Origin of the sequence: Pararhizobium sp. DWP1-1-3 (assembly GCF_049896125.1) — a bacterium.
Taxonomy (GTDB): Bacteria; Pseudomonadota; Alphaproteobacteria; order Rhizobiales; family Rhizobiaceae; genus Pararhizobium.
On the sequence record NZ_JAFCTR010000002.1, the window covers coordinates 331,940 to 343,243 of the forward strand.

The window sequence follows — 11,304 nt, forward strand, 5'->3', positions numbered from 1 at the left end:
GCGAATCCGGTGTCGGCGCCAAGGGGCGCCGCTCGTAACGAAAGGCTTGTCATGCGGCAAAAACACCTTCTTCGCCTGCTCAGCGGCGCTGCCTTCCTGGCCCTGGCGTCGTTTTCCGGCGTGGCCACGAGCTTTGCCGAGGAAAAGCCTGCGGTCGAAGAAAGCAAGCCATTCGATCTGAATTCGGTCAACAGCTTCTCCGGCGCGTTTCTCGCTGCCCGCACGGCCGATGTCGATCACGATCTCGATACGGCAACCAAGCTCTATCGCACGGCGCTCGAATTCGAACCTGACAATGTCGACGTCAAGCAGCGCCTGATGATCACCTCGCTGATGAACGGCGATTTCGACGGCGGCGCCAAAATTGCCGAAGAGTTGAAGACCGACAGTTCCGTCGAGCGCATCACCACGATCACCCGTGCCGTCGAGGCGATCCGAAAGCGCGAATATCGCCACGCGCAGAAAATCCTCAATTATGAAGGCCCGAACGATCTCGACCGGCTGATGAACGGCCTGTTGCTCGGCTGGGCGAAGGCCGGCGAAGGCAAGCCGAAGGACGCGATCGCCGAGATCGAGGCGATGGAGGGGCCGGAATGGTTCCGGATCTTCAAATCGTACCATCAGGGCGCCATTGCGCTGGCCGCCGGCGACAAGTCCACGGCCCGCTCCAAGCTGAATGATGCCGTTCTCGACCGCGAAGGCGGCAGCGCTGCCCCCGACACCTTCATGCGCGCCGTCGTTGCGCTGGCAAAACTCGAGGCCCGCGACGGCAACAAGCAGAAGGCGCTCGATGCGGTTTCGGTCGGCGAAGGCTTCATCAGCAATTATGCACCGCTGAAGGCGCTGCGCACCAGCATCGAAGAAGGCAAGCCGCAGGAACAGCAGGTCCGCAGCGCCACCCAGGGTGCGGCCGCCGTGCTGTTTTCGATCGGTGCGGCGCTGAACCGCGACGGCGCGGAAGACATCGTCTCGCTCTACCTGCAGACGGCCCGGGCGCTGGATCCGGAAAGCGCCGATATCCTCGTCATGCTCGGCGGCATCGCCGAAAACCTGAAGAAGCCCGAGCGGGCCATCGCGCTCTACAAGAGCGTGCCGGAAAATTCGCCGATGCGGCGCCTGTCGGAAATGCAGCTGGGGCTCAGCCTCGCCTCGATCGGCAAGGTCGATGAGGCCAAGCAGCATCTGAAGGAATTGATCGAGCTCGATCCGAAGGACGTGCGCAGCTACCTCGCCTATGGCAGCGTGCTGTCGGATGCCAAGGACTACAAGGAAATGGGTCTGGTCTACGACCGCGCCGTGGAGGCGATCGGCCCGGTTCCGCAGCGCAGCGACTGGACGATCTTCTTCCAGCGCGGCATTGCCTATGAGCGCCAGAAAATGTGGGACAAGGCCGAGCCGAGCTTCAAGAAGGCGCTGGACCTCAACCCCGACCAGCCGCAGGTCTTGAACTATCTCGGCTATTCCTGGGTCGATATGAACATCAACCTTGAACAAGGCCTCGGCATGATCCGCAAGGCGGTCGATCTGAAGCCGGATGACGGTTACATCGTCGATTCGCTCGGCTGGGCCTATTTCCGGATGGGCCGTTTCGATGACGCCGTTGGCGAACTGGAGCGTGCGGTCGAACTGATGGCCGGCGATGCCACCATCAATGATCATCTGGGCGATGCTTACTGGCGTGTCGGCCGCAAGCTGGAAGCGGTGTTCCAGTGGAACCAGACGCTGGCGCTGAAGCCCGAAGAAGCGGAAATTCCGAAGATCAAGGCGAAGATCGAAAGCGGCCTGCCGCCGGTCGAAGTCAAGGTTCCGGCTGCCGCCGAAGCCGGCGATACTCAGCCGAAGAAGGTGGCGCCGGACGTTGCTGCCGGCAAGAAATCCTGATCCTGCCTCTCCATGGCACATGAGGATGGTATTGTGGGTTTTTCGCTGACGCGCATAGCGCCGGCGAAAATCAATCTGGCTCTGCATGTGGTCGGCCAGCGCGCCGATGGTTACCATCTGCTGGAAAGCCTCGTGACCTTTGCCGATGCGGGAGACCGCGTCGGCTTTTCCGTTTCCAATGAAGACCGCTTCACCCTCTCCGGCCGCTTTGCCGCCGATCTGCCGAACACGGGGGAAGCGTCGTATGGAAACCTGGTGCTGAAGGCGCGTGACCTGTTGCGCGCGCATCTCCACGAAAAGGGCATCAAGGCCGCGCCGGTCCATCTGCACCTCGAAAAGAACCTGCCGGTCGCCTCCGGCATCGGCGGCGGCTCGGCGGATGCGGCGGCGGCACTTCTTGGCTTGCTCGATCTCTGGCAGGCTTCCATCGATCGCAGCAGCCTGCAGCAAATAGCGCTGAAACTGGGCGCCGACGTGCCGATGTGCCTTTATGGCCGGCCGCTGGTTGCGCGCGGCATAGGTGAAGACATCCGGACGGTGATGGATTTTCCATCTTTTCCGATGCTGATCGTCAATCCGCTGAAGGCCGTTTCGACCCCGGTGATTTTCAAATCGCTGACGGACAAGACCAGGCCGCCGCTCTCGATGCCTCCGGGCAAGCCGCCGCGTGATGGCTGGATCGATGTTCTGAAAGACCTGCGCAACGATCTGGAGCCGCCTGCCCGCGCTCTTGAGCCGGAGATCGGAGCGGTCTCCGAGGCGCTTGGTCTGACGGGCGCCTCCTTTGTGCGGATGTCCGGATCGGGCGCTTCTTGCTTTGGCCTTTATGCAAGCGCTGAAGCCCGCGACGCGGCGGCGGCTGTTCTTTCCAGGCAGAACCCGAACTGGTACGTTCTGCCCTGCCACAGCGTCCATGGAGAGGAAGACCACGATGACCGAGAGTAAGGAGACAAGACCCTTCGTTCCGGTCGGCATCGCGGTCCTGACGGTTTCCGATACCCGCACGCTGGCGGACGACCGGTCCGGCGACACGCTGGCCGCCCGCATCACCGAGGCAGGACACCGGCTTGAGGCCCGTGCCATCGTACCGGATGACACGCAGAGAATTGCGGCACAGGTAAAGGCCTGGACGCTCACCGACACGATCGACGTGGTGATCACCACCGGCGGCACGGGCTTTACCGGACGTGACGTGACGCCGGAAGCGCTGGAGCCCTTGTTCGAAAAGCGCATGGACGGCTTTTCCGAGGTCTTCCACCGGATCTCCTATGACAAGATCGGCACCTCGACGATCCAGTCGCGCGCCACCGGCGGCGTCGCCAACGCCACCTTCATCTTCGTGCTGCCCGGCTCCCCCGGTGCCTGCAAGGATGCCTGGGACGGCATCCTGAAGCAGCAACTCGACTACCGGCACATGCCCTGCAATTTCGTCGAGATCATGCCAAGGCTGGACGAACACCTGAAGCGCGGCTGACCTCTCCGTTTCAGATAAACCCGATCTTCCCTGTTCCTTTCGTAACAGCGCGCCACGATGCGGCAGTGTAAAACCAACTCATCGAAAGACGGAACGAGGATGACAGGATGCAGGCTTATCTATCGACGGCGTCCGGTTTCCAGATCAATCCAGACAGCATGAACGAGGCGGATTTCACGCACTGAAAACCGCCTCGCCAAGCGATACGACGCGGTGGCTGGGTTTTACGCGGCAAGACATTTTCACGGTCGATTTTTCAATGACGTCAGGGCAGGTTCGAAAGGGCCTGCTCTTTTTGCGGCGAGTTGCAGCTACAGCGTTTCGGCGCCCGGACGGTTGGCGATCGCCACCCAGGCCGGCACGAGTTCGCTTCCAAGCTTGCGTATTGCTCGCCCGTTGGCAAAATCGCCAAGCTGCATGGACGTTTTGGCGATCACCGCTGCCTGTTGCTTCGACAGCAGCAGCCCCAGCTCGAGCGCCGCCGGGCGGGTGACGATGCGCTGCAGGAACGGCCGGCGATACTGCCGGGAGGGCGAAAAGCGTGCCGGCATCTTGTTCAGCGACATATACTCCGCCACGTCGTCGATCCATCGCCCTACCGGCCGCGCACCTGCTTCAAGCAAGAGCAGCCAATCGCCGCGCGCGGAACGGACGATATCCGTCATGTCCCAGCTGGTGCAAAACCGGGCTCCGGCGGCGTCTGCCACCCGGCTGGAGCCATCCTGCGATGCGTGATCGAGTACGATCACGTCGCTCACCAGACCTTCCACGGCACCCGCCACAAGCGCCGACAGCGTCTGCGCAAGTTCGGCCTCGTTATCGCGGGTTTCGGTGATGATCGTCAGCATCGCCGTCCATACCGCATTGCACACAGAATTTCTACACGCCCTTCGTTTCCGGCCGATTAACATTTGATTCATGATGAATGCGCGCGCCCCCAAAGCAGGATGCGGCACTCGGGAGAACGAGAGCAACAGCAGTTTCCGATTTTTTGTTCTTGCATTGTTCTCGTTTTCGCGATAGGAAAATAATCAGAGGATACTAAAACGTCTGCAAGGATATTCCTCCGGAGAAACCCATGAACGAGCTGTCTCAGATCAGGCAGGGTGCTTTGGCGCCTGCCAATACGGCAGATATGGCCGAAGCAATGATTGCCGGCTCCGGGCTGCGCATCGAGATCGACCGGCGGCGCGGCCGGGGTGCTGCGATCAATTCGTCCGGGCGGTTCGAACCCCTATCGCGGCAACTCGAGGATGACGGCTGGGATTCCCTGGAGGATCTGCCGGTCTTCAAGACCGAAGTTCAGATCGAAAAGCCCCGCTCGATCATCAGCCGCAACGATTCGCCCGACATTCCCTTCGACCGTTCCGTAAATCCTTACCGGGGATGCGAGCACGGCTGCATCTATTGCTTCGCCCGCCCGACCCACGCCTATATGGGACTGTCGCCGGGGCTCGATTTCGAGGCAAAGCTGTTTGCCAAGCCGGATGCCGCAAAGCTTCTGGAGCGGGAGCTGGCCAAGCCCGGCTACAAGGTGCGCCCGATCGCCATCGGCACCAATACCGACCCCTACCAGCCGATCGAGAAGGAATGGCGGATCATGCGCCAGATCCTTGAGGTTCTCAAAGGCGCAGATCATCCTGTCATGATCGTCACCAAATCGGCGATGGTCATGCGCGATATCGATATCCTGGCGCCGATGGCCGAGAAGGGTCTCGCCAAGGTCGGCCTGTCGGTGACGACGCTCGACCGAAAGCTTGCCCGGCTGATGGAACCACGGGCCTCGACACCGTCCAAGCGGCTGGAAGCGATCAAGGCGCTGACAGAGGCCGGCATTCCCGCAACGGTGATGATGGCACCGGTCATCCCGGCCCTCAACGACCATGAGATCGAACGGGTGCTGGACGCGGGCAAGACGGCCGGTGCGACGCATGCGAGCTACGTGCTGCTGCGCCTGCCGCTCGAAGTCAGCCCGCTGTTTCGCGACTGGCTGCTGCGTAACTATCCGGATCGCTACCGCCACGTCATGTCGCTGGTCCGCTCGATGCGCGGCGGCAAGGATTACGATGCCGAGTTCGGCAAGCGCATGAAAGGTGCCGGTCCCTATGCCTGGCAGATCGGCCGCCGTTTCGAGCTGGCGGCAAAGCGGCTGGAACTGAATGTCACGAGGCGCCCGCTGAACTGCGATCTTTTCGTTCCGCCACTCGGGACCGGCGTTCAGCTGTCGCTGCTCTAACGCAACGCTCAAGGGTTTTTCCGGGATCGATCCCGGAAATCGCTATACCGATGCTGTTTCCTGCCCCGAGGCAGCAGCGGTCATCCTCCGGCAACCGCCTCATTGCCGAAGGACTTGCAGGGAATCGGGCTTGTGTGCGAGTTTCGCCGCATGTCACGACGCACACCGCCCGATTCCCCCTTTCTTTTCGACACTATTGAAGGCCCCGACTTCAGCTTCGAGCTGGCCGGGCGCCGCGATGGGCTTTGGCCGGTCGCAGGCACCGATGAGGCCGGACGCGGCCCGTTGGCCGGCCCCGTCGTTGCCGCTGCCGTCATTCTCGATCCCGACAACATTCCGGACGGCTTGAACGACAGCAAGCAGCTGTCGATCGCCCGGCGCGAGGAATTGTTCGATCTCATCCTCTCGTCCTCCATCGTCTCCATCGCCTCGTCTGCTGCCGGCAGGATCGATGACACGGATATCCGCAAGGCGAGCCTCGATGCCATGCGGCGGGCAGTCTTTGGCCTTTCCATGGCTCCGGCTCTGGTGCTGGCGGATGGCCGCGACATACCCCCCGGGCTTGCCTGTGTAGGCAAGGCGGTCGTCAAGGGCGATGCCCGCTCGCTGTCGATCGCGGCGGCCTCGATCATTGCCAAGGTTTCGCGCGACCGGATGATGAGCCGCGCCCATCTGGTTTTTCCCGCCTATGGGTTTTCCACCCATGCCGGCTATGCGACGCGGCGCCACCGCAACGCCATCGACGATCATGGCCCCTGCCCGCTGCACCGGATGAGCTTCCGGCCATTGCGGCAGGACGGCGTTGAAACAACGGACGAGGAATTGCCGGGCTGAGCCTTGAGACGACTGGCGCAGTCTTGGAGCAAGGGCTTGGAACAAGGGCCTGCGCCCTGCGTTCCCTTTTTGTCATTGACGTCAAAAGCACAGCTGAGGTTTTTCTTGTGCGCGGCGTGCCCCCGGTAACAAACAGCCAGGCGGACGGGTTATAGAATCAAAATCAACATGCACCCGCGATTCCCTCGAAAGGTTTTAAACCGTGTTTTTTGGCTTGATCTTCCTCGCCGCCACAACAGCGACCAGCGTTCCCGCTGCGCAAGAGCCGACCGCGGACGCATTGCAATCGGATCTTCAGACCGCCTATAGCTGCAAGGATATCGATGGCCGAAAGGTCTGGAAGGGCGGGCTTGCCTATTACATCCAGTCGTTCGTCTACGACGACGGGACGCCGGATGATGCGGGCAATATGGCAACCGACGCAGTCCTGCCCGGCGATAACAGCGCAGAGACGATGCTGGAGTTCGAACAGGCCTGCCTGACCATGGCGCCGACGGCAAGCACCAGCAACTAAAAAGCTGGGCGCATCCGGCTGCCGATGGCTTTTGCTGGACGAGAGACACATACCGGCTCTCTTCAGCCCACCGTCACAGGCACACCTCTCCCGGCAGGCGGCTTCGCAATAACAAAAATGCAGGCACAAAAAAGGCCGGCGCGAGCCAGCCTTTTCAAATCTTCATGATGCAGTCGTTCAGTTCAGGCGCGTCTTCACGTCGCCGATCGCCTTGGCGAACAGGGCGGCCTGGGTTGCCGCATCCGACTTTGCCGTGATGACGCTTTCGGCGGCAGCGATGGCGATGTCGACGGCGGTGGCGCGCACCGAGTTGATGGCGTCGGTTTCGGCCTGCTTGATCTTCTGTTCCGACAGAGCCGTGCGGCGGGCGACGAATTCGTCGGTCTTCTGCTTGGCTTCGGCAGTCAGCATTTCAGCTTCGCGTTCAGCAGCGGCAACGATGTTGGCAGCTTCAGCTTCGGCTTCCTTGCGCTTGCGCTGGTATTCGACGAGCAGCGCTTGCGCTTCGGCGCGCAGGCGCTTGGCTTCGGCCAGTTCGTTGGTGATGCGGCCAGCGCGCTCGTCGAGCGACTTTGCCAGCATGCCCGGAACCTTCAGGTACACGATGAGAGCGAGGAAAAGCACCAAGCCGACTGTGGCCCAGAATGTGGCCAGTGAGGTCAAATCCATGATGCTCTCCTTACTTCGCCGCTTTGACCGCGGATGCGATCTCGGCCTTCGATACCTTGCCGCCGATCAACTGCTCGACGACGGCGGCCGCAGTTTCCTCGGCGATCGCACCAACGTCGGCCAGGGCCTTCGTCTTGATATCGGCGATACGGGCTTCGGCAGCGGAAATCTTGTTGTTCAGGCTGACTTCGACCGCAGTGCGATCGGCAGTAGCCTTTGCCTTTGCAGCTTCGCGCGCAGTCGATGCGATCGCGTTGCCCTTGGCCTTGGCAGCGGCCAGTTCCTGTTCGTAGGCAGCAATGGCTGCATCCGCCTCTGCCTTCGAGCGGGCGGCATCGTCGAGGTCGCGTGCGATCGTGTCGTTACGCGTCTCAAGAATGCTGCCGATGCGCGGCATGACGACCTTCGACATCAGAAGGTAGAAAAGACCGAAGGTAATCGCCAGCCAGAGAAGCTGCGATGCGAATGTCGAAGTATCGAAGGGCGGGAACACTCCCGAGCCATGTCCGCCTTCATGGGCTACACCGGTTTCGGTGTGGACCTCGCCGGCAGCGGCGTCGTGGGTCTCTGCGCCTTCGGTGGTGGTTGACTGGGCGTATGCCGCGGTCACAAACATGCTCACCTCCAGGTGCACTCAGAAAAGATGCGGGCCGCGACTTGAAACCGCGGCCCTGCCTTCAAGCCGAACTTAGACGGCGAAAAGGAGAAGCAGAGCTACGAGCAGCGAGAAGATGCCCAGAGCTTCCGTAACGGCGAAGCCGAATACGAGACGGCCGAACTGGCTGTCCGCTGCCGACGGGTTGCGCAGGGCGCCCGAAAGGTAGCTACCGAAAATGTTGCCGAGGCCGAGAGCCGTGCCGGCCATACCGAGGCAAGCGAGACCTGCGCCGATGTACTTTGCTGCTTCCGCTTCCATGATTTTCTCCTTCGAAATGGTTGTTGCGGCTAATTTTGATGCCTTGGCCGGTCGAAACCGGCCAGGCCCACGACTTTATTCCTTAGTGCCCGCCCGGATGCACTGCGTCGTTGAGGTACATGCAAGTCAGCACCGCAAAGACATAGGCCTGGAGGAAGGACACGAGGAATTCGAGACCCGTAAGGGCCACGGTCATGATGAGCGGAAGGATCGCACCACCGATGCCCAGCGCGCCGAGGGTTCCGAGCGAGGCGACGAAGCCTGCGAACACTTTCAGCGTGATGTGGCCGGCCAGCATGTTCGCAAAGAGACGAACCGAAAGGCTGATCGGACGGGACAGGAAGGAGATCACTTCGATTGCAATAACCAAAGGCAGAAGGATACCGGGTACGCCAGAGGGCACGAACACATTGAGGAAGCCAAGGCCGTGCTTATAGAAACCGTAGACCAGAACAGTGCCGATGACGAAGAGCGCAAGCGCAAAGGTCACGACGATCTGGCTGGTGACGGTGAAAAAGTAGGGAACCATGCCGAGCATGTTCGCTGTCAGGATGAACATGAACAGCGAGAACACCATCGGGAAGAATTTCATGCCGTGGGAGCCCGCACCTTCGCGCAGCATCGAGGCGATGAACTCATAGGAAATCTCGGAGACGGACTGCATGCGGCCGGGAACCAGGCTGCGCGTCGACGTCGTGAAATAGAGGAATGCCGTGGCCACGGCGAGCGTTGCCACCATGAACAGAGAGGCATTGGTGAAAGAGAAATCAATACCGCCAATTTCGATCGGAATGATCTTGTTGACCACAAACTGGTGTACCGGATCTACCTTATCGCCTGCCACAGCCGCTCTCTCTCGTTACAAACCGCCAAGGGGCGGATATTTCAACCTGCGACAACAGCGTGTTTACGCGTCGTCACTCTTGTTCTTGATGCCCTTGCCCAGCGTATCTGCCGGGTGAGGCGCTGCCACCATGCCCGCCGAACGCAGCACGTTCAGCACACCGGCACAAAAACCAAGCAGGAGAAGCACAATCATCCCCCACGGCGCTGTACCCGCAAAATGGTCCAAAAGATAGCCCAGAAGTGCACCGACAATGATCGCCGCCACAAATTCGCTCGAAAGCTTGATAGCGACCTGATAGCCCTTGCGGTTCTGCGCAGCGCGCGCTTCATCCGCAGCGTATTTCGGGTCTTCCTTGCGCTTTTCAGACAGCTCGGACCCGAGGCGTTTCAGCCGATCTTCCAGACCCTCTTTCCGGTTATCCGTCATGTGGCGTCCTCCCTTTTGCTACCGTCACGGTGATAAACCATGAGCTTGGTCACACAAAGGCCGGATTTGAAGCCACCGCTCGGCCCGTTCTGAAGTCGGCCGCAACATAGTTTTAGGGGCCTGCATAGTCAAGGCACCTGAAGCCCTTGTTAGGGCACAATATTATTGAATAAAAACATTGATTTAGTCGATGAAAGCGAAGACTTGGCCGGATTCGCCGGGAATCACTTGAGGCTTTGCCGGACCATCACAGGAATGCTGCGCCCGGCCCCAGCCGCTTGGCTGGCCATCAGCTCCAGCCGCCGCCATAGGTGCGGTAGAAGATATGCTTGCCGATCTTGGAGACCCGCTTCATCGTCGGGCCCCAGTCAGGCTTCACATAGGTCGCATGATAATGCGTCGCGGAGCCGACTTCGGGGAACCAGATTTTTCCGGCAGTCACAGCAAGGGCGATTTCCTTGGCGGTCGCCCAGGCGGAGCGCGACCAGACGATGTCGGGAATGCGATCGCAGGCAAACGAGAACTGGCAACGGTTGTACCAACCCTTGTTCTGATAGACGACACCGCAAACCGTCGATGGATAGGCCGGATTGCGGACGCGGTTGAGAATGACCTGGGCGACGGCCGCCTGGCCTTTCAGTGTTTCGCCGCGCGATTCGAAATAGATGCCCGAGGTCAGGCATTTCTGTTCGGCTTCCGAAAAGACCGAGGCAGGCAGCGGATTGGCAGCCCAGGCATGATCCTCAGGCGCGATATCGGGAATGAAACGGCCACCGGTCTTGTTTTCCCGCAGGATCGAATCGAACGGCGACTGGCGAGAATAGTCGGGCTCAGCGGGTGCGTAGGCGGTGGCAAGAATATCGGCCGACTGGTTGGTCACCAGGCTGGCCAGCATCGGCGACATGCCCGGATCGATCTTCGGAGCCTTCTTCTTGTAGAAGGCCGTGGCGATCTTGATTTCCTTGCCCTGGATCTTGGACTTGGAAAACACCATCCGCTCCGCCGCATCGAACAAAGGATCGGTCAGCGAGCTGGTACGCTGCAGGATCGAGCCTGCGGTAAAATCCTTCGGCGGCGTGACGGGCGCAACGGCAATGATGCGGCCCTTCTTGTCCTTGCGGTTGACCCGGTCTTCGTCGGTGCGCGGATCGGCCTGTTTCTGCTCGGCGCTCAGGGAGACCTTGCCACCATCCGGCATGTCGATCCCTGCCCCATCGCCGATCGCGCCGGCGACGACCGGATCGTTGAAGACCATCTCGACCTCGTGCAGCGAGCCTGCCGGCGAGCGGGTCATGTGCATGCGCCAGCGTTCGCCGCCGCGATTGATGCCGGAGAGGAAGGTGGCAAGATCGGAATGGGCAGCGACCGAGGGAAACCCGACGAACAGACCGATGCCCAGCATCAAGGGGGCAGTCCAGCGCGCGGACGGCAAACCGGACGGAAAACGCAACACTTTACTCTTACGCACCAACCGTACTCCACGCACTGACAGACGCGGGTCTCCATC

At 60.7% G+C, this 11,304-nt stretch carries 13 protein-coding genes; 6 read left to right on the forward strand and 7 right to left on the reverse strand.

What is annotated here, in order from left to right; translation table 11 throughout:
• Positions 1-51 precede the first annotated feature (51 nt).
• From ACP7BS_RS06205 to moaB, 3 genes are read left to right on the forward strand one after another with little or no spacing between them, the layout of a single operon-like run.
• A complete protein-coding gene (locus ACP7BS_RS06205; protein ID WP_426236978.1) occupies positions 52-1,881 on the forward strand; it encodes a tetratricopeptide repeat protein in 1,830 nt (609 codons plus the stop codon).
• 12 nt (positions 1,882-1,893) lie between these two features.
• The gene (locus tag ACP7BS_RS06210; protein ID WP_426236980.1) at positions 1,894-2,826 is read left to right on the forward strand and encodes a 4-(cytidine 5'-diphospho)-2-C-methyl-D-erythritol kinase; all 933 of its coding nucleotides are present in this window, start codon (positions 1,894-1,896) and stop codon (positions 2,824-2,826) included.
• Positions 2,813-3,355 carry a molybdenum cofactor biosynthesis protein B gene (moaB, locus tag ACP7BS_RS06215; RefSeq protein WP_426228912.1) on the forward strand — a complete coding sequence of 181 codons (543 nt, stop codon included), beginning with the start codon at positions 2,813-2,815 and terminating at the stop codon, positions 3,353-3,355. The genes ACP7BS_RS06210 and moaB overlap by 14 nt, the downstream gene beginning before the upstream one ends.
• Before the next feature lie 311 nt (positions 3,356-3,666).
• Here moaB and ACP7BS_RS06220 read toward each other — a convergent pair whose 3' ends face one another.
• Positions 3,667-4,203: a glycosyl transferase gene (locus ACP7BS_RS06220; protein WP_426237464.1), complete on the reverse strand. Its 537-nt coding sequence runs from the start codon at positions 4,201-4,203 to the stop codon at positions 3,667-3,669.
• 230 nt (positions 4,204-4,433) lie between these two features.
• Here ACP7BS_RS06220 and ACP7BS_RS06225 point away from each other — a divergent pair, with 230 nt between their 5' ends.
• The 3 genes from ACP7BS_RS06225 (at position 4,434) to ACP7BS_RS06235 (ending at position 6,939) form a co-directional block, all read left to right on the forward strand.
• Positions 4,434-5,591 carry a PA0069 family radical SAM protein gene (locus ACP7BS_RS06225; RefSeq protein ID WP_426236982.1) on the forward strand — a complete coding sequence of 386 codons (1,158 nt, stop codon included), beginning with the start codon at positions 4,434-4,436 and terminating at the stop codon, positions 5,589-5,591.
• A gap of 150 nt (positions 5,592-5,741) precedes the next feature.
• On the forward strand, positions 5,742-6,425 hold the full coding sequence (locus ACP7BS_RS06230) for a ribonuclease HII (RefSeq protein ID WP_426236984.1): 684 nt from the start codon (positions 5,742-5,744) through the stop codon (positions 6,423-6,425).
• A 202-nt stretch (positions 6,426-6,627) separates the two neighbouring features.
• The gene (locus ACP7BS_RS06235; protein WP_426236986.1) at positions 6,628-6,939 is read left to right on the forward strand and encodes a hypothetical protein; all 312 of its coding nucleotides are present in this window, start codon (positions 6,628-6,630) and stop codon (positions 6,937-6,939) included.
• A 177-nt stretch (positions 6,940-7,116) separates the two neighbouring features.
• On the opposite strand, the gene ACP7BS_RS06240 is transcribed toward ACP7BS_RS06235, so the two are convergent.
• From ACP7BS_RS06240 to ACP7BS_RS06265, 6 genes are all read right to left on the reverse strand, one after another.
• Positions 7,117-7,608 carry a F0F1 ATP synthase subunit B gene (locus ACP7BS_RS06240; RefSeq protein ID WP_426125161.1) on the reverse strand — a complete coding sequence of 164 codons (492 nt, stop codon included), beginning with the start codon at positions 7,606-7,608 and terminating at the stop codon, positions 7,117-7,119.
• 10 nt (positions 7,609-7,618) lie between these two features.
• Positions 7,619-8,224 (reverse strand): F0F1 ATP synthase subunit B, encoded by a 606-nt coding sequence (locus tag ACP7BS_RS06245; protein WP_426125163.1) that lies wholly within the window; start codon positions 8,222-8,224, stop codon positions 7,619-7,621.
• Between the two features lie 72 nt (positions 8,225-8,296).
• The gene (locus tag ACP7BS_RS06250; protein WP_056332699.1) at positions 8,297-8,524 is read right to left on the reverse strand and encodes a F0F1 ATP synthase subunit C; all 228 of its coding nucleotides are present in this window, start codon (positions 8,522-8,524) and stop codon (positions 8,297-8,299) included.
• Positions 8,525-8,606: 82 nt separating this feature from the next.
• On the reverse strand, positions 8,607-9,368 hold the full coding sequence (locus tag ACP7BS_RS06255) for a F0F1 ATP synthase subunit A (RefSeq protein ID WP_426125166.1): 762 nt from the start codon (positions 9,366-9,368) through the stop codon (positions 8,607-8,609).
• A gap of 63 nt (positions 9,369-9,431) precedes the next feature.
• Positions 9,432-9,797, reverse strand: a complete 366-nt coding sequence (locus ACP7BS_RS06260; protein WP_426236988.1) for an AtpZ/AtpI family protein — start codon at positions 9,795-9,797, stop codon at positions 9,432-9,434.
• A gap of 289 nt (positions 9,798-10,086) precedes the next feature.
• Positions 10,087-11,265 (reverse strand): cell wall hydrolase, encoded by a 1,179-nt coding sequence (locus ACP7BS_RS06265; protein WP_426236990.1) that lies wholly within the window; start codon positions 11,263-11,265, stop codon positions 10,087-10,089.
• Positions 11,266-11,304 lie beyond the last annotated feature (39 nt).